We start from the raw sequence: 16,994 nt of genomic DNA on the forward strand, positions 1-16,994 counted from the left end.
GGCACGATGTTATAGCCTATCTCCGTTTCGCCCGCTGACAGAAAATGGGAAATAAAACCGATTTTTGTTCCATCCTTCTTCTCAATGAAAAACCATTGTGCATCTTTAATATTGTCGTAGAGTCTTTCCAAGTCCACCATCGTCTCTTGTTTGAGATTCTCAAATTGACCACGGAAGTCAACGTTGTTGTCCCATTCGAGGAGGATGGGCAAGTCTTGTTTCTCGACTATTCTGAGGCTAACATTCTTGCCTTCAAGCAACTTGATCCACTCATCCACGTGGTTACTTTTGGTTCCGCTATAACTTTTCTGCAGCATCGCAAAATTTGGGTTGGGGATAGAAATTCTATCCAACAAAATCAGCGAGCCGAAAAGACCATGGTTTATGGTTAATGTAGTTCTTGTTTCTCTTTGAGTGAGTCTAGGAATTTCTTGTTTGTTACTTGGAACCATAGGTCTCGTACTGTGTATAGTGGCTTCTCTGCGAATCTTGGTTCAACCTTATAATCCGTTGAGTTCAAAGTATCTGCGTTCCTTCATAAGCTTCTCCAGCATCCTTGCGTTTTCAGCCGGGTCTTCAGAAAGCTTCACAACTGACTACATCACGGGTCTTAGCCTCACCTATCTGAACAAAGCCATGGACAAACGGCGCCTCGTCTATTATTGAATAATGAAACTTCTCTCACGCCCAAAAACCCAAACATAATAATGGCCAGGAGGAGCCTGATATCGCGCTTCCGAGCCAATCCCACAAGTTTGATTCCAAACGAATCTTTCATGAGTATTAGCGTAAAATAACATTCCTAAGTATTCGCTGCCGCCTCTCTCAGACCACACCGCCATATACTTATTGAATTCTACAGTACTATTGGGTTTGGTATCATAGTATATCATGAAGCCCCTCGGAACATGTATAGAAACAGGAATCACATTCATGTAGAATATTGAATAATCAATTTCCACTGGTTCCCCTATGCCATAGACTTCTTTGTTGATACTAACAGAATACACCGGTCCACCAATCCACAAAACATGCGGGACCAAGATAACAACAATCAGAACAGCCCGAAACAAAATTCTTTTCACAAATGCAAAAAACAGAAAAATCAGTCCGCCTATAGTGAAAAAAAGACCATACATGAAAAGACCAATAGCTCCCACCCCTCTGCTTCCTCCAGCCAAAAAAAGCAAAATAATAGAAACCCAAACCCACAGAAAATGACACAATTCCTAAAACAGCAAAAAATACTCTCATGTTCATCAAACATCCTCCCTAACGTCATGCTTTCTCATCCAGCGAACCAGCTTGTAGACAAGAGAGAACATTGCTAAGAACATGTTCCACTAATCCTCAATCGTGCCATCCATATTAAAATCCCAGCTAGTCGCTCAAATGATTTTCCATGGGAATGCCTTTACAACGAAATGCAGAAAAGAGAACAGAATTTCTGTGCAAGCACACGATGCACATGATATGCAATACAACCAAAAACAAATAAGCGCGGCAGCCTTGGAAACGTCAGAAGAGGGCGTCGCATTGAAGGTGCTCGTTGCCTACTACAGTGAAACTGGAAACACGGAGAAAATCGCAAAGGCGATATATGCAGAAGCTTCAAAAAAACATGACGCGCACATGAAGAGAATAAAGGACATCAACGCAAACACGTTGAATGATTATGATCTGGTTTTTCTGGGTTCCGCCTGTCACTCCTCAGATTTGGCAACGCCAGTCAAGAAAATCTTGAGGGCACTTCCAGAATCGCCAAAGTTCAAATTAGCAGGGTTCTTCACACACTCAACATGGACTCCTGAACAAGACGGACATAGCACGCGCGCTCAAGCTCTTTTCGACAAGTGGGCATCCAAATGCATACACTCCTTCGAGAGCATATGCAAAGAAAAGCAAATCGCTTTCAAAGGATACTACCACTGTCAAGGTGCACCCAGCCGCCCAATCCAAACATTCATACGCACTACAATAATCAAGTCGGATGATGAATGGGAACCGTACATGCGAGAAGCCCAAAAACATCCTAATCAAGAGGATATTGAAAAGGCTTCAGATTTCGCACGAAAGATAATGTCCATGTCAAATTGATGCAGGCAATCTACTGTAGGCGCACATAAGAATTCTGTCCACAGTGCGTATTTCTTAAACAATCGCCTTCATTTGCTTTCTTCCTTGTCTTCTACCCACCAGACCCAAGAATCCGTGGAGCGCTTTCCTTTAATCGTCCCGCGGAGTCTCATCAGGTTCAATACAATTATATTGTCAGACATACAACGCGGAACTCGTTTATGAACCTCCAGCGACAGTTCCTTCGTGGTCAAGGGTTTTTTCGCTTCCCTTAGGATAGACACAATGAGCGCTGGTCCAACTTTTTTTGATTCACTCATTTAATTCTGTGTCTCTCTTTCAGTGAGTCCAGGAATTTCTTGTCTGATACTTGGAACCACAGGTCGCGCACAGTGTAAAGCGGTTTCTCTGCGAATCGGGGTTCAACCTTTAAACCGTTGAGTTCAAAGTATCTGCGTTCCTTCATGAGTTTCTCCAGCATCTGTGCGTTTTCAGCTGGGTCTTCTGACAGTTTAACAACTGATGACATGACGGTTTTGGCTTCCCCGATCTGAATAAAGCCCAAGATAAACGGTACTTCATCTATGAAGGCTCTTCCAGCAAACGCACAGATCGACGACGTCTTTATGTGAGCTGGCTGCTTCGTGTAGTCAACCCACTCCATATTCGTTGTCTGACAGTCGGGGCAGAAGGGTCGCGGTGGCAGAAAGACTCCGTGCTCCTTGCAGCGCGTAGCGTAAATCTTCTTTTTCTCAGCTAAAGCACGGAAATATCGACTATTCTTCCCATACGCCTTAAACTGGTAAGTCGTGTAATCCCGCATCGAAACAACTAAGTCGTCGTGTCCCATCAAGCGCTTACTGCCAGGCTGCACAATACCTTTAACATTGAGTTTCTTCGTGTCCATCTTAGTTTGGCCTCCTGATCAAACCTGACTCCCAACCCGCAAGCGGTTTCATGCGCTCCAAATCGCTCTCAACATTGCTCAGTATCGTGTACGTGACGTGAGAACCCGTGCCAGCGTGAGAATGCCCTGCGCCTCTCTTAGCATTCGATATCTGAATAGGTCTTGGAACATTACGGTTACCGTTGTATGGTTTGAATTTTTCATTCCACTTCTTGAAAACCTTGTCAACGTCGCCGCGCAGTTGCAAGTATGTGAAGTAGATTTGCCACACGCCTGATGAACCAACCCCGTGTCCCATGCCGATTAAGCCCCCGCTTGGGTTTATGGGCACTTCGCCGTCAAGGTCAGCTGCGCCGCTCATTACGAATTCGCCGCCTTTTCCATATGGACACAAGCCTAAATCCTCGTAGGTTTGTATCTCAGATGAGCTGAAGGCGTCGTGAATTTCGATGATGTCCAGTTCTTTGAGCGGATTCTTGATGTCTGCCATGTAGTAGGCTTGTTTCGCCGACATTCTTCCTGCTCTGAACGAGTTTTGCCCAGGATATCTCAACTTCTTGTAGCGTTCCTGCGTTGCCTTATCCTCGTGACGCAGAACCAGGTCATATTTGTGCAAGCCGCCGACTGTATCGTACCTGTCGCCGGGTCGCATGGTGTCTGTGCCCATGCCTGTTCCGGTGATCCATATCGGCTTGTCCACAAGTTTCTCAGCTGTTTCCTTTGAAGCCAAGAACACGACGGCGGCTCCATCGGACATGAGGCAGCAGTTTCTCAGCCGTAAAGGCGTAGCACAATAGCCGGATTCAAGGACTTGTTTAACTGTTATTTCGCCAGTGACGTTTTCTTTGGAATCTTTGACACACCACGGATTAAGCCAGCTTGTCTGCGCAAAAGGATTTGACTGAGCATTCTTTCGGTTCTTAACCGAGACTTCTGCCATGTGGCGCTCAAAGGTGTCGACTGGTATCTGGAATGTTTTGGCGTATTCCGCAGCCATCGCAGCATAGTAAGCCGTGTAGTAGCCGCCGTTTGCAAAGTCCCAATCTGTGTCAGAAGCTAACGCGATGTACTCGTTTCCTTCAGCAGTGTCGACTAACGACATTTTCTCGAATCCCATAACAGCAACCAAGTCAGCGAGACCCGAGGCTACTAGGGCGTAGCCGTTTTGAACGCCGATGCCGCCTGTTGCTCCTCCTCCTATGGCTCTGTAGCTTCTTTTTGGGTTGAGTCCAAGTGAATCAGCGATCATTGCTTCGCCCAGCAGTTGCCCTGCAAAATGGTCGCTGAAATAAGAGACAACCAGCGCGTCGATGTATGCGTTGGAGAAAGGCTTTCCCATCTGTTCGCTGAGGTCTTCGCGCGCCATGTTGTAAGCTTCGACACATTGATCAGTTATGTTGAGATCCGGTCTGGCTTTCGAATGCGCTATAACTCCGCCACCTATGACCGCAACTTCCCTTGGCTTGAAATTCATGTGTTATCATACTCCGAAGAGATTTAGCATATACCCTAGGAGCGTTTTAAAATGTTTTCGCAGATAACTCGGTTCTAATCCTGCTTCAAGTACTCGTTTTTTCCAGCCTAAAGGCGGCTCATCTGAGGCCTGGTGAGCATGCTGACAACCACAAAATACATGCAGCCCAAAGCTATCCTCAACAACAATATCTGCGCCAAAGCCGGAGAAAGCGGAACCAAGAAATTCATGATCACCGTAGAAACATATACTCCCTGAAGTATGAAAAACCAGTAGATTGGAATCATCAAGATCTGTCTTGTCCACCTGAGCTTCCACTTTTCAACAAAGAGCTTTTTGATGCGGATCACGGTGTACATGAAAGCTAGGAATATAACGGAGGCTGAGACTGCGAGAGGAAACAGCCCATAAGATCCATATTGCTCTAGCATCGGTCGAGCCAAGATTCCTACTTCCTGCCCACCCCGCGCTAACGAGAAAAGCGTTGACAACAAGTCGGCGGCTGGAAGAAGCGGCAAAACTAAGAGAACCTTGTCGATCCTGTCCACGCAATTCCCTTCTCTCTCAGAAGCATTATGTTGGGCATGTAGAGGTATTAATGCCTAATGTTCACCAGCGTGAAGATAAGCAGTTTAATAAACACGGGAATAAGCTTGTAATGAAACTCTGATTTAATGCCGGGGTGGCGGAGTGGATAACGCGCAGGCCTTGAGAGCCTGTGGCCTTTCGGGGCCGCATGGGTTCGAATCCCATCCCCGGCGCCAAAATATATCTCATTTTATTAAGCTGTCACAGCCAACTTTTCCGTATTTAGTATCTTGTTCACAAGTTGTTTCCCTAAATTTCTTGATGCGTCAAGAATCTCTATTCCAATTATACGCCCACGTTTATCAAGATCTATGATAACGTTTTCCGCAAGCTCTTCGCTAATTTCGTATCTGGCTTTTCTAAGCCAGATATACATCGCGTCGGCTTTCGAGTCGTATTCAACCCTTATCATCTTCGCAAAGGTCTCCTCGTCCAATAAACTGTAACAACTGTTATTTTATCATTACTCTTTTCATAAATTACCTTGAGAAACTTATCGCCATACTTCTTCAATGCAACCGACCTGCCAAGACGCGCAATAAAACTGAAATCCGGGTTTTGAATGGTGCCTTCTACATTGGCTTCTGATATCATTCTATGCCTCATCCGAAATATCGCGTGTTCCGTGTAGTCAATTGCCATTTCTATTCGATACGTGTTCTTCAGCGCTGAACATAAAATACTTACTGAATGCTTGCGTTCTAAGATTTTGAATTCGCCGAGAATTTAAACCGAGATGTAAACCTATTCCCCGGCGCCAACCACACGGTTAATCTCATAGAGCCTTAGAAGGTTTTAAATTCGGTTTGAAAGCATCTTTGAACGATTTATGGTTTGGGAGGTGAAAGCAGAGAATGACGCAGGTTGTTGAGAAAGGCCTTAGGAAAATGGGTGTGACCGTGTCCAAGCCTATTCTTGCTGCCATAACATTGATCTTTGGACTCTTGGTGATTTTCGTGCCGTGGTCGCTGAATTTCGTTGTGGGCATCTACTTGATAATCCAAGGTGTTCTGCTGTTGACTGAGTATTACGAGCTTCAGAGTCGCCCAGCAACAAGCACCTAGCTGCGAGCTAGAATACCTAGAATCAGAAACTCGACATTCTTGACCCTTAGCCGTGCGCCTAAAGCCTTATAGGCTTAATGTTGTTTTTTATAGACTTCAACATTCCAAAGGCGCCTCATGTTGTACAGAGTGCTTGTTAAGCAGGACCTTGCTCCTCAAGTCAAGCTTTTGAAGGTACGCGCGCCAGCAATCGCCCAAAAGGCCAAACCGGGGCAGTTTGTTATAGTAATCGTGGACGAGCGCGGCGAGAGAGTTCCGTTGACGCTGGTGGATTGGAATAAGGAGAACGGTGACGTAACACTTGTTTTCCAAGAGGTGGGCATGTCAACTCGAAAATTGGGCTCACTTGATGTCGGCGATGAAATACTGCACGTTCTTGGTCCGTTGGGAAATCCCAGCGACACAAATTACCAAGGCACTGTAGCTGTTGTCTGCGGAGGCGTGGGCACTGCGGCTGCTTATCCCGTAGCAAAAGCGCTCAAAGCCCAAGGCAATGAAGTGATCTCAATAATGGGCGCTAGGAATAAGGATTTACTGATTCTAGAGAGTGAAATGAAAAACGTTTCCGACCAGCTCCATATTTCAACCGACGACGGCTCGAAAGGACACAAAGGCTTCGTCAGCGAAGTGCTGAAGTCGCTGATAACGCAAGGAACCAAACTGAACTCTGTCTACGCTGTCGGACCACCACTCATGATGAGGGCTGTGACTGAGGTTACACGACCGTACGGCATCAAGACAATTGTAAGCCTTAACCCCATTATGGTGGATGGCATGGGAATGTGCGGCGCGTGCCGAGTAGGCGTGGGCGGACAGACTAAGTTCGCGTGTGTTGATGGTCCAGAATTTGACGGACATAATGTTGACTTCAACGAATTGATTAACCGTCTTCGGATGTATCAGGCTGAAGAAAAGTTAGCCAACCAGTTCCATGAGAGTCATGATGGACTTGTCGCGTCAAAAACTAAGAGAAAAAGCGTCCCCTAATTGTCCCTTTTGGAGATATCGGTGACCACGCCTTGACTGAAGCCAAACCCAAAGTAAAAATTCCAAAAGAATCAGTGCCAATGCCGAAGCAGAAGCCAGAGGTTCGCAGGCATAATTTTGGCGAGGTCGCTTTGGGTTACAATGAGGAACAGGCGATTGCGGAAGCCAACCGTTGTGTACAGTGTCCCCAGCCCAAATGCGTGCAAGGCTGCCCCGTGGAGATTGAGATTCCAGCGTTCATCAAGCTGCTCAAAGAGAAGAGGTTTGATGAGGGCATAAAGAAAATCAAAGAGAAGAACAGCTTGCCCGCCATATGCGGACGCGTATGTCCCCAAGAGGACCAGTGTCAAAAAAACTGTGTGATTGGAAGAATAGGCGAACCCGTCAGCATTGGCAGACTGGAAAGGTTTCTAGCTGACTGGGAGAGAAAAAACGGTTTTCAAGCTCCCGAGAAAGCGTCGCCAACCGGCAAGAAAGTCGCAATCATTGGTGCCGGTCCAGCCGGACTGTCAGCCGCAGCTGATCTGGCGAGATTAGGGCACCAAGTTGTAGTCTTTGAGGCGCTTCATCTGCCCGGCGGCGTGCTTGTGTACGGAATTCCTGAGTTTCGCTTGCCCAAAAGCATTGTTCAAGCCGAAGCTGAATACGTGAAAAAGATCGGGGTTGAAATCCGTCCAAACTGCCTAGTCGGACGAACATATACAATTCCTGAGCTTCTGAAGAGTGGATTTGACGCCGCTTTTATTGGAACAGGCGCTGGCTTGCCTCAATTCATGGGCGTGCCCGGCGAAAACCTGGGCGGAATCTACTCGGCGAACGAATTTCTAATACGGGTTAACTTGATGAAATCCTACGTCTTTCCTGAGTACGACACACCAATTCGCATTGGGAAGCACGTAGTAGTTATCGGTGGCGGCAACGTAGCCATGGATTCGGCTCGTTCAGCTCTGCGCTTGGGCGCTGAAGAAGTTTGCATAGTTTACCGTCGAAGTCGAGAAGAATTGCCAGCTAGAGCCGAGGAAATCGCCAACGCTGAAGAAGAAGGCATGGTGTGCAAGTTCCTAGCAGCGCCAATTCGGTTCATCGGCGATGAGAAAGGCTGGGTCAAAGCCATGGAATGCATCTGCATGGAACTCGGTCAACCAGACGAATCGGGAAGGCGTAGACCCTGCGCCGTAAAAGGCTCTGAATTCGTTATGGACGTTGACTGCGTAATCGTGGCTATAGGACGCACGCCGAACCCGATCATCCAGCGCACAACCGAAGGTTTGGCGACAACCAAGTGGGGCACCATCGTTGTTAAAGATGAATCGGGCAAAACAAGCTTGGAAGGCGTCTACGCGGGCGGCGACATAGTGACCGGTGAGGCAACAGTCATCAGCGCTATGGGCGCGGGCAAGAAAGCAGCAAAAGCAATACACGAACACTTGGTGAAAAAAGGCAACTAACTGCATTGCTTTCTGTTCTAGAAGCCGTAGCCAGCGACAATGGTCTTAGCACCAAAATGCCTTATATTTTCAGCTCCATCCATCAATGCTAATAGTGGCGAACTTTGCAGAAACGGTTTGAGTTTCTCGAACACACAGCTGACCTCTACATAGCTGCGTTCGGCAACAGCCTAGAAGAGGCATTTGAAAACGCTGCAGCAGCCATGTTTGAAGGCATGACTGATTTAGATTCGATAAAGGCTCAAACTGAAGACAATGTTGAGGTTGAAGGGCATGACGAAGAAGCCTTGCTTTACAACTGGTTAGAGGCGCTATTGGTGAAATTCGAAACCACGAACAACCTTTACTCCAAGTTCAAAATCACCCACATCGAAAGGACGCCCACTGGGCTAAGGTTGAGAGCTCATATCTGGGGTGAAACCTTTGATCCAAAACGACATTTGTCCAAAGTTGGAGTAAAAGCGGTCACGTACCATCGCATGGAAATCCCAAAAGACAAAAAACGCGGCGTAACAATCAGGTTTATTCTAGACATTTAGGATTGCTGCCGACCATGAACAAGAAAGCCGCTGAGCTGAACGTCAAGCAAGAAATACCTCAAGTAAAAGTCAAAGACTAGCGAATCAGCAGCGTAATTTCCTCAACTAACGTCTCGGGAACAATGTTTCTCCTGCCTCGTTTCCTGAACGACACAAAACCCAATGCTTTCAGCAACTTCAAATCTAGGTAAACGTTCTTCACATCTCGCCTAGTCTTGCGCGCCAAATCATTTATCGACTCAGGTCTCAAGCTAGCCAAACTGTAAAGCAACTCGAGACGTTTCGGCGATAAAAGCGCAGACTCTCGTGGTTTGAGCTCGCGCAATTCTTCGACAACGTAGTCTAGCTCGCCACCTTCCACATAAGCCCTGTAAGCGTGAACCAAACCAGCCCACTCAGAATACTCATCCATGAACCGCCTGTCCAGCTGCTTCTTCCAAAACAGCTCCTCAAACTCGTCAAAAGACACACCGCGATCCTTCTCAAAACCTCGAATGCGCACTTGCACCTCGTCCAACGTTAACCTTCGAACCACACGGACCAGCATGCCATATCCAACAAGTCACCTGTGCCGCCAGCATTAAAACTTCTTTGGTCCAAACACCATAAAAGACATCCACACAGCCAACCTCAACCAGTTAGGTTTACAGAATAAATAGCACTTCACGGCTATTGCATACTCCAACGTGAACGCCTATGCACACAAAGCAACTCAATGAACACCTACACATCATAGACCTGAAACCCACAGGCGTAGACAACTTCATCGCCTCCTACGTCCTCAAAGGACCAAAAGCCACAGCAATAATCGAAACAGGACCAACATGCTCCATCCCAAACCTACTCACAGGACTCAATGAAATCCGCGTTAAAAACGACGACATCGACTACATCATGGTCTCCCACATCCACATCGACCACGCAGGCGGAGCAGGCACACTAATGCGGCACCTGCCCAACGCCAAACTAATCGTACACCCAAGAGGCGCACCCCACATAATCAACCCACAAAAACTCTGGGAACAATCCCAACTTGTATTAGGCGAAGTAGCCACAGCCTACGGAAAAATCGAACCAGCCCCAGAAAACAGGGTCATCACACCATCGGACGGGACACTCTTCGACCTAGGCGGCTCAGTTCAGGTAAAAGTCTTAGAAACACTTGGCCACGCTTCACACCACCTAGGATATTATGACCCAGACAGCCAAGGCATCTTTCAAGGCGACGCAGCTGGCATCTATTTCCCACACCTCGACGTCACCATACCCACCGCACCCGCACCATTCCAGTTCGAAATGACATTAGCATCACTCGAAAAACTGACTCAACTACAACCCAAACGACTCTACTACACACACTACGGACCAGTCGACAACGCAGTTGAAAGAATAAAACGATACGAGGCACAATTGCATCTTTGGGCAAACGTAGTTTCGGAAGCTGTAAAACGCGGTGACACCAAAGAAAGCGTTCACGAACAAATTCTGAAAACAGACCCACAAATGAAAGCAGCAATCGACTTCATCAACAAGCATCTCGTGCTACGCAAAGGCGTAGTCATGCAAAACATCCACGGCTACGTGGAATACTACAAGAAAAAATTATTGGTTTAAACACCAAAATCACTTATATTCCCGCCCGCCCATCCTTTCAGATACCTGATGGTGATTTTCCATGGGAGAACAAGCAGGCGAACACCGCGGACCACCTCCTAAGGTTCCGCTAGAGAGAATCGACAACTACACTTGGCGCATTCCACAGAAATACAAGTCAGGCATGAGAGTTCCAGGCTTAGTTTTCGCAGATGACGACCTGTTGGACAAAATGAGAACTGACCACACTCTAGACCAATGCGCCAACGTCGCCCACCTGCCAGGAATTTACAAGTATTCGATAACCTTGCCAGACGGACACGAAGGATACGGCTTTCCAATCGGCGGAGTGGCAGCCACAGACTACACTGAAGGAGTAGTAAGCCCAGGCGGCGTAGGCTACGACATCAACTGCGGCGTACGCCTACTAACCACAAACCTGACAGAAAAAGACATTCGCCCAAAACTTGTGGATTTGACAACCACGATTTTCAACAATGTGCCCAGTGGTTTGGGGAGCCGGCGCAAGGACTTCCACATTACCTTAAACGAACTGGACCGCATAGCAGCCGAAGGTGTCCCCTACATAGTGGAACGCGGCTTGGGCTGGCCTGAAGATGTAGAACATTGCGAAGAGAACGGACACATGGAAAACGCTAATCCAGACAAAGTGTCCACAAATGCCAAAAGCCGCGGGCTACCGCAACTTGGCACACTGGGTTCAGGCAATCACTTTCTCGAAATTCAAAAAGTAGACAAGATCGTTGACCCCAAGATTGCCAAAGTCCTTGGCATAAACGATGTTGGCCAGGTCACGGTTATGATTCATTGCGGCTCACGAGGATTCGGACACCAAATCTGCTCCGATTATCTGCGCGTCATGGAAAGGGCGACCCAAAAATACAAGATATCTTTACCAGACCGAGAACTAGCCTGCGCTCCGGGGACTAGTCAAGAAGCTCAAGACTATTATCAAGCCATGTCATGCGCGGTTAACTATGCCTTTGCCAATCGCCAAGCCATAACTCACTGGGTACGTCAAAGCTTTGAACAAGTGTTCAAGCAGCCCGCCGAAACCTTTGGCTTGAAACTGGTCTATGATGTAGCTCATAACATTGCCAAAATCGAAGAGCACAAGATAAACGGTGGCACCAAGAAAGTCTGGATTCATCGAAAAGGCGCTACCAGAGCATTCGGACCTGATCGTCCCGAGGTTCCAGCAGACTACAGATCTTATGGGCAGCCTGTGCTGATCCCGGGAAGCATGGGCACAAGCAGCTGGGTGCTAGTAGGCACACACAAGGGCATGGACGTTTCATTTGGCTCAACGGCACATGGCGCTGGTCGCATGATGAGCCGAACGGCAGCAAAACGAAAGTATTGGGGCGGAGAAATCAAGAAGGAACTAGAGAGCAGAGGCATCGTTGTGCGAGCGGCAAGCGCTCTCGTGCTAGCCGAAGAAGCTGATCCTGCATACAAAAACGTTGACAAAGTTGCTGAAGTCAGCGACAAAGTAGGTATAGCAACCCGCGTTGTCCGATTGCTGCCAATCGCAGTGGCAAAAGGCTAAATTGACAGCGTCGATTTCCTTTTTTCTTCTTTATTGGAACTGTTTTATATTCACAGATCTGACAACATTATCCTAGGGCGTTTTGTCAATGAAATCGGCAGTTGATAAGAAAGCGAAGTCTTTGCCAACTGTGGTCAAGGTGAAGTGGATAGACGGCATGCGTTTTGTGGCGAACGACGATAAGGGGCATTCAGTGGTCATGGATGTCTCCAAGGAGTATGGAGGTGAAGGATCAGCGTTCGGTCCGATGCAATTATTGTTGGTTGCACTAGGCGGCTGCACAGGAACCGACGTGGTGAATATATTACGAAAGCAGAGGCAGAAGCTGGCTTCACTTGAGATCATAGTTTCTGGAGAACGCGTCGGTGAACACCCCAGAGTCTACGGAAAGGTTCACGTAGAGTATCGACTAGAGGGTCAGAATCTGAAAGAGAAAGCTGTGCAACGTGCAATACAACTATCTGAAGACACATACTGCTCTGTGGGCGCAACAATAAGGAAAACCGCGAAGCTGTCGCACAACTACATCATACAATAAACATAAATCCTCTTGCGACAGAAAATCCAAAGTAACTTCAGGGAGTGAACGAAAACGTCAACAACCTTTACGAGAATTGGAACCGACCGACCCTTGCAGGACCATTGGTTGCGAAGACTGATAGCAGTCATAATTGACGGTGTCATAATGTGGATAGTGACTAGGATAATCGCATTATTCATTGTGCTGCCCGCCTTGCTTCAGGGCGTTCCATTCTTCTTCACTGCATTTGATTTCCTTCAAGGATTGCTCTTCTTCCTGTATGCAGCGCTTCTTGAATCCATGTGGGGAGCGACTCTGGGAAAACAAATCATGAACTTAAGAGTGACAACGACTGATGGCAAACTGCCAACTCTTGACAGAACCTTGATTCGAAACGTAAGTAAGATCAACGGGCTATTGTTGCTCATTGACACCCTAGTAGGTATGGCGACAGTCGGCGATCCACATCAAAAAATCAGCGACAGATTCGCAGGAACAACCATTACCTCAACGATCCAGCGAAACATGCTTCTGCCCGGACCGCCAAGTCCACCTACACCGCCTTCAACTCCATCCGCAACTTAGCCCTGTAGGAGCGAAAGACACATCACAGAAAAACCCAGAGGCGAAGTTGACAAGGCAATCGTGGGTTTTCAATACGTAGAGCGAGTCAAGTCTGAACTTATAATTGCCGCCAAAATGCTTGATCAGCTAAATGAGCTAGGTGGCGATGAGTTGAAGGGCGCCCTCAAACTCTATGTCTTCTTTCTTGCAGCATTGGAAGGCGAAATAAACATCGCATATAACGTAGTGGGCAGGAAAGAATTCGAAACGGCTGCTGCAAAGGTCAGAGACGCCACAGACAAGGCACAACTCAGCCAGTATGATGAAGCCATGAAGCTGTTATCCGAAGCCATATCGCAAGTAGCGTCAAGCGGTCAATGGGCGATGCAGACACTAAAGAACACAAATCTCCTCTGATCTCCATTTTTTTGGAACAAAAAAGGCATTTCCGTCCTGAGCCAGCAATGCCCAAAAGGCTTATTTTTCCGCTTGTTAATTAGCGGTTTAGTTGGCAGGTACAGAGCCATATTATGTACGAGATGCTCGAAGTCTTAGGACCTGAGCACGAATTCTCTGTGATCGATGAAAAATTGACGCCGCTCCCAATTGTGGATAAGGTTATCCATGACGTTCACGGACGCATCGTCAATTGTGCCTCTTTAGGCGCTTGTTCCTTTGGAAAGGAGCTGCAAGCACATGTGGCTGAATTCAAGGCAAACAAGCCTTTCGGCTCACCGAAAGTGTTTGAGGAAACCATGCAGTCGACGGTAGAAACTATTTTGAGTCTTCTGGAAGAAAAGTACAAGGCGCGCTTGCTCGGTTTGGGCATGCACCCCTTCTTGAGGCTCAGCGATGCCAGAATGTGGTCTCACAGAGACCGGGGAATCTATGCAGCTCTAAGTAGAATATTCAACCTTAACCAACATGGATGGCTTAATATCCAGAGTTTTCAACTCAACTTGCCCTACAACGACAAGAGCGAAGCTGTTCGGCTTTACAACGCGGTAGCAGGTATTCTGCCCTATCTGCCCGCGGTGGCTGCATCGTCTCCAGTTTTTGAATCCAACATAGGCAGTTACTTGGACAACCGCTTACATTTCTACATGCAGAATCAGTTAGAAGTGCCGTCTATCACTGGAAACCTGATTCCAGAATATGTGAACTCCTTCAATGAATACGAGAGGACGACTGTGCAGCAGTACTCGAAGGACTTGGACAGACTAAACGCTCCACGCTGCTTGCTCAACAAAGAATGGTTGAACTCCAGAGGAGCCGTGATACGACATGACAGAAAAGCTATCGAAATACGGATCTTAGATGAGCAGGAGAGTGTCAAGTCTGACGTTGCCTTGAGCTGCTTTATCCGCGCTACCCTGCGTGGAATTCTAGACGATTTAGAGCATCCGCATGTCAATCATGATGTTCTAGTGTCGGATTTTCATCAGGTAATGAGAGACGGCTTAAACGCTCACGTTCAGCACCCTAAAGGCCGAACAGCCAAGCAGGTTTGCCACTACCTGCTTAAGATAGCGTCAAAAAATGCAACACGTGAAGAGAAAGAATACTTGCCTCTAGTTAGTAACCGAGTAGAACATGGAAGCCTTTCCAACCTAATCTTGAAAAGAATTGCTGCCAAGTACCAGAGAACAGATTTGCAGCAGGCAATCTTCGCCGTCTACTCGGAGTTAGCCGATTGCCTTGAAAAGAACCAAGCGTATGTGAACTGATGTGTCGGTCAGGACCCATAACAAACCTCGAGAAGCCGATTTCTTCAGTGTCTGCAACGCATGCCAACACTCGGGATGTTGCACCGGGACCAGACCCCCGCTCACGAAGAAGCGTATGCAAATAATTGAGAACTTTTTGAAGGAGAATCGCGTCTACATTGATAACCCTTTTCAGAAGAAACAATATGCATTTCCTGATGAAACATCTGAAGGCCGATGCATATTCTTCGACCCCTTTACAAGGAAATGTCGAATACATCTTGTGAAGCCAGAAACGTGCGTGGCAGGACCGTTCACATTTGACATCAACAGAGAGACTCGAAAGATTGAATGGTTCCTGAAAAAGGATTCAATTTGCCCCTTAGCCGAACTGCTGTACAAGGATCTGGAAGCTCACAAAAAACATGTGAAGTCTGCTAAACGTGAGCTTCGTCGACTTGTGCGGGACCTAGAAGCTGAGGAGCTCCGCGCAGTTCTGACGGTGGATGAACCTGAGACGTCCAAAGTAGGCGAAGAGAACGTCGCCCCAAGCGTGTTAGCCAAATTGAAAAAGTGAATCGAAAATCGATTTGCTTTTAAGTCGACTTTGTGTTTCTTTTCGAATTCTCACAGCGGGGCTGCTTGGCTGAATGAAACAGAGTCAATCTGAGGATGAGTCTTCAAACTCCGCAGACTTGAAGCCGCTTTACGTTAGATCTATTGTGAGTTCTTTTGGTTCGGGCACAGTCAGCCCCTTTCTAAGTGCTTATTCTGTGAAATTGGGCGCATCTGCTTCTGAGATGGGTGTCTATCAGTCCATATCAAGCTTGGCGCCGAGTTTGATGCAGGTTCCTTGGGGTAAGCTAAGCGATAGGATGGGTAGGAGGGTTCCGCTGATAGTCTTGGGGAGCATCATCGCTTCGGTTCTTTGGATTCCAATGATGTTTGTGACCTCTGCCAATCAGTTGATTGTTGTCATTGGAGTTCAAGCTGTATACGGTTCAATGGCTACACCTGCGTGGACAGCGTTGATCGGAGATCTTGTTCATCCGTCTAAGAGAGGCAAAATCGCAGCTTCAATAAACCGTTTAGCTGGAATTGGAAGTCTACTTGCAACGCTTGTCGCAGGCTACTTCATGATTCTTGTAGTGGGAACTGTGCAAGCGATGTTCTTCATCCCACTGTTAGTTGCCGCTTTACTAGGCGCTGTGTCATCTCTGGTGATTCTTCTGGTCAAAGAAAAACCTCATCCAGACAATTCATCAGCGAAGTCCATTTTCAGCCTCAGGGACGTAACAAAGAACGTAAAGAGTAACCCAAACTTCCTGCGATTCTGCATCGTAAGCTGCATCTTTGGGTTCTTCATGTCTTTCGGCTGGCCGCTGTTCACAATAACCACAGTGCAAGTCCTGAATGCTTCGATGTTTGAAATCGCATTATTAGGCGTCATTGAGGGCGCCGTTACAATTGCGCTACGACCCTATGGCGGAAGACTAGTGGACCGAGTTGGGAGGAGGGAGTTAATGGTCATCTACAGACTTGGACTAGTACTTGTTCCGGTTTTCTACGCGTTGTCTACAAGCGTTCATCATCTCTACATGGCCAACGTGATTTTCGGTGTTCTGGTTGCATTTGGAGATGTAGCCATGTTCGCCTATCTCTTAGACGTCATGCCTGAAGAGTTGAGAGGAACCCTTAGCGCTTTCTACAATTTGGTTACAGGAATCGTCTTCTTCTCAGGCTCTTTGATTGGCGGATACTTGGGCAGTTATTTCATAGGCATCTTCGGGTTAGCGCTGGGACTTCAAATTGTCTATTCCATGTCAGCGATCGGTCGAATTGCAGGCGCGCTTGCCTTCACGACTCTTAAAGAGCCGTTCCGATATCCGACCACTTTGAAAAAAGAGCTGTGGCAAGTCATGATGAAAATTCCTTCAGTTTGGGAGAGAGACTGAATC

At 47.3% G+C, this 16,994-nt stretch carries 21 protein-coding genes and 1 tRNA gene; 14 read left to right on the top strand and 8 right to left on the bottom strand.

Annotation, left to right across the window (positions count from 1 at the left end; translation table 11 throughout):
- Together VJ249_11805 and VJ249_11810 are read right to left on the bottom strand one after the other, a co-directional pair.
- Positions 1 to 278 (bottom strand): hypothetical protein (locus tag VJ249_11805; protein ID HKZ95243.1); only part of this gene is annotated, 278 nt, incomplete at its 3' end.
- Positions 279 to 659: 381 nt separating this feature from the next.
- Positions 660 to 1,190: a hypothetical protein gene (locus tag VJ249_11810; GenBank protein HKZ95244.1), complete on the bottom strand. Its 531-nt coding sequence runs from the start codon at positions 1,188 to 1,190 to the stop codon at positions 660 to 662.
- Positions 1,191 to 1,509: 319 nt separating this feature from the next.
- On the opposite strand from VJ249_11810, the gene VJ249_11815 reads away from it, so the two are divergent.
- Positions 1,510 to 2,097 carry a flavodoxin family protein gene (locus VJ249_11815; GenBank protein ID HKZ95245.1) on the top strand — a complete coding sequence of 196 codons (588 nt, stop codon included), beginning with the start codon at positions 1,510 to 1,512 and terminating at the stop codon, positions 2,095 to 2,097.
- A gap of 68 nt (positions 2,098 to 2,165) precedes the next feature.
- Here the strand turns inward: VJ249_11815 and VJ249_11820 are convergent, their stop codons facing one another.
- The 4 genes from VJ249_11820 to VJ249_11835 form a co-directional block, all read right to left on the bottom strand.
- Positions 2,166 to 2,396, bottom strand: a complete 231-nt coding sequence (locus tag VJ249_11820; GenBank protein ID HKZ95246.1) for a hypothetical protein — start codon at positions 2,394 to 2,396, stop codon at positions 2,166 to 2,168.
- A complete protein-coding gene (locus VJ249_11825) occupies positions 2,393 to 2,983 on the bottom strand; it encodes a hypothetical protein (protein ID HKZ95247.1) in 591 nt (196 codons plus the stop codon). Before VJ249_11825 ends, VJ249_11820 begins: the two co-directional genes overlap by 4 nt.
- Position 2,984: 1 nt before the next feature.
- Positions 2,985 to 4,457, bottom strand: coding sequence for a thiolase domain-containing protein (locus VJ249_11830; GenBank protein HKZ95248.1), 1,473 nt, complete (start codon positions 4,455 to 4,457; stop codon positions 2,985 to 2,987).
- 107 nt (positions 4,458 to 4,564) lie between these two features.
- Complete coding sequence (locus tag VJ249_11835) at positions 4,565 to 5,005, bottom strand: hypothetical protein (GenBank protein HKZ95249.1); 441 nt, start codon at positions 5,003 to 5,005, stop codon at positions 4,565 to 4,567.
- A gap of 128 nt (positions 5,006 to 5,133) precedes the next feature.
- Between VJ249_11835 and VJ249_11840 the strand changes: the two genes are divergently transcribed.
- Positions 5,134 to 5,221, top strand: a tRNA-Ser gene (locus tag VJ249_11840).
- A gap of 17 nt (positions 5,222 to 5,238) precedes the next feature.
- On the opposite strand, the gene VJ249_11845 is transcribed toward VJ249_11840, so the two are convergent.
- Positions 5,239 to 5,457: a DUF2283 domain-containing protein gene (locus VJ249_11845; protein ID HKZ95250.1), complete on the bottom strand. Its 219-nt coding sequence runs from the start codon at positions 5,455 to 5,457 to the stop codon at positions 5,239 to 5,241.
- A gap of 442 nt (positions 5,458 to 5,899) precedes the next feature.
- Between VJ249_11845 and VJ249_11850 the strand changes: the two genes are divergently transcribed.
- The 4 genes from VJ249_11850 (at position 5,900) to VJ249_11865 (ending at position 9,083) form a co-directional block, all read left to right on the top strand.
- Entirely contained in the window at positions 5,900 to 6,109 is a 210-nt protein-coding gene (locus VJ249_11850; GenBank protein ID HKZ95251.1) for a DUF3096 domain-containing protein, read from the top strand.
- A 120-nt stretch (positions 6,110 to 6,229) separates the two neighbouring features.
- Complete coding sequence (locus VJ249_11855) at positions 6,230 to 7,096, top strand: sulfide/dihydroorotate dehydrogenase-like FAD/NAD-binding protein (GenBank protein ID HKZ95252.1); 867 nt, start codon at positions 6,230 to 6,232, stop codon at positions 7,094 to 7,096.
- An 80-nt stretch (positions 7,097 to 7,176) separates the two neighbouring features.
- Positions 7,177 to 8,544 carry an NADPH-dependent glutamate synthase gene (gene gltA, locus VJ249_11860; protein HKZ95253.1) on the top strand — a complete coding sequence of 456 codons (1,368 nt, stop codon included), beginning with the start codon at positions 7,177 to 7,179 and terminating at the stop codon, positions 8,542 to 8,544.
- A gap of 104 nt (positions 8,545 to 8,648) precedes the next feature.
- Positions 8,649 to 9,083 (top strand): archease, encoded by a 435-nt coding sequence (locus VJ249_11865; GenBank protein ID HKZ95254.1) that lies wholly within the window; start codon positions 8,649 to 8,651, stop codon positions 9,081 to 9,083.
- A gap of 76 nt (positions 9,084 to 9,159) precedes the next feature.
- On the opposite strand, the gene VJ249_11870 is transcribed toward VJ249_11865, so the two are convergent.
- On the bottom strand, positions 9,160 to 9,630 hold the full coding sequence (locus tag VJ249_11870) for an ArsR family transcriptional regulator (protein HKZ95255.1): 471 nt from the start codon (positions 9,628 to 9,630) through the stop codon (positions 9,160 to 9,162).
- 149 nt (positions 9,631 to 9,779) lie between these two features.
- Here VJ249_11870 and VJ249_11875 point away from each other — a divergent pair, with 149 nt between their 5' ends.
- The 8 genes from VJ249_11875 to VJ249_11910 all read left to right on the top strand — a co-directional run bounded on the left by VJ249_11875 (position 9,780) and on the right by VJ249_11910 (position 16,991).
- Positions 9,780 to 10,697, top strand: coding sequence for an MBL fold metallo-hydrolase (locus tag VJ249_11875; protein ID HKZ95256.1), 918 nt, complete (start codon positions 9,780 to 9,782; stop codon positions 10,695 to 10,697).
- A 61-nt stretch (positions 10,698 to 10,758) separates the two neighbouring features.
- Positions 10,759 to 12,246 (top strand): RtcB family protein, encoded by a 1,488-nt coding sequence (locus VJ249_11880; GenBank protein HKZ95257.1) that lies wholly within the window; start codon positions 10,759 to 10,761, stop codon positions 12,244 to 12,246.
- Positions 12,247 to 12,334: 88 nt separating this feature from the next.
- Entirely contained in the window at positions 12,335 to 12,784 is a 450-nt protein-coding gene (locus tag VJ249_11885) for an OsmC family protein (GenBank protein HKZ95258.1), read from the top strand.
- A 93-nt stretch (positions 12,785 to 12,877) separates the two neighbouring features.
- On the top strand, positions 12,878 to 13,351 hold the full coding sequence (locus VJ249_11890) for an RDD family protein (GenBank protein ID HKZ95259.1): 474 nt from the start codon (positions 12,878 to 12,880) through the stop codon (positions 13,349 to 13,351).
- 60 nt (positions 13,352 to 13,411) lie between these two features.
- Positions 13,412 to 13,747: a hypothetical protein gene (locus VJ249_11895; GenBank protein ID HKZ95260.1), complete on the top strand. Its 336-nt coding sequence runs from the start codon at positions 13,412 to 13,414 to the stop codon at positions 13,745 to 13,747.
- 113 nt (positions 13,748 to 13,860) lie between these two features.
- Positions 13,861 to 15,057 carry a glutamate-cysteine ligase family protein gene (locus VJ249_11900; GenBank protein HKZ95261.1) on the top strand — a complete coding sequence of 399 codons (1,197 nt, stop codon included), beginning with the start codon at positions 13,861 to 13,863 and terminating at the stop codon, positions 15,055 to 15,057.
- A 1-nt stretch (position 15,058) separates the two neighbouring features.
- On the top strand, positions 15,059 to 15,613 hold the full coding sequence (locus tag VJ249_11905) for a YkgJ family cysteine cluster protein (GenBank protein ID HKZ95262.1): 555 nt from the start codon (positions 15,059 to 15,061) through the stop codon (positions 15,611 to 15,613).
- Positions 15,614 to 15,686: 73 nt separating this feature from the next.
- A complete protein-coding gene (locus VJ249_11910) occupies positions 15,687 to 16,991 on the top strand; it encodes an MFS transporter (GenBank protein HKZ95263.1) in 1,305 nt (434 codons plus the stop codon).
- Positions 16,992 to 16,994 lie beyond the last annotated feature (3 nt).

Source organism: Candidatus Bathyarchaeia archaeon, from assembly GCA_035283685.1.
In the GTDB taxonomy this organism is placed as follows: Archaea; Thermoproteota; Bathyarchaeia; order Bathyarchaeales; family Bathyarchaeaceae; genus DATETJ01.

Bases quoted from the DNA above. Each gene is read 5' to 3' on its own strand.
- VJ249_11820 (HKZ95246.1), bottom strand. From the start codon at position 2,396: ATGAGTGAATCAAAAAAAGTTGGACCAGCGCTCATTGTGTCTATCCTA.
- VJ249_11825 (HKZ95247.1), bottom strand. From the start codon at position 2,983: ATGGACACGAAGAAACTCAATGTTAAAGGTATTGTGCAGCCTGGCAGT.
- VJ249_11830 (HKZ95248.1), bottom strand. From the start codon at position 4,457: ATGAATTTCAAGCCAAGGGAAGTTGCGGTCATAGGTGGCGGAGTTATA.
- VJ249_11845 (HKZ95250.1), bottom strand. From the start codon at position 5,457: ATGATAAGGGTTGAATACGACTCGAAAGCCGACGCGATGTATATCTGG.
- VJ249_11850 (HKZ95251.1), top strand. From the start codon at position 5,900: ATGACGCAGGTTGTTGAGAAAGGCCTTAGGAAAATGGGTGTGACCGTG.
- gltA (HKZ95253.1), top strand. From the start codon at position 7,177: ATGCCGAAGCAGAAGCCAGAGGTTCGCAGGCATAATTTTGGCGAGGTC.
- VJ249_11870 (HKZ95255.1), bottom strand. From the start codon at position 9,630: ATGCTGGTCCGTGTGGTTCGAAGGTTAACGTTGGACGAGGTGCAAGTG.
- VJ249_11875 (HKZ95256.1), top strand. From the start codon at position 9,780: ATGCACACAAAGCAACTCAATGAACACCTACACATCATAGACCTGAAA.
- VJ249_11880 (HKZ95257.1), top strand. From the start codon at position 10,759: ATGGGAGAACAAGCAGGCGAACACCGCGGACCACCTCCTAAGGTTCCG.
- VJ249_11885 (HKZ95258.1), top strand. From the start codon at position 12,335: ATGAAATCGGCAGTTGATAAGAAAGCGAAGTCTTTGCCAACTGTGGTC.
- VJ249_11900 (HKZ95261.1), top strand. From the start codon at position 13,861: ATGTACGAGATGCTCGAAGTCTTAGGACCTGAGCACGAATTCTCTGTG.
- VJ249_11910 (HKZ95263.1), top strand. From the start codon at position 15,687: ATGAAACAGAGTCAATCTGAGGATGAGTCTTCAAACTCCGCAGACTTG.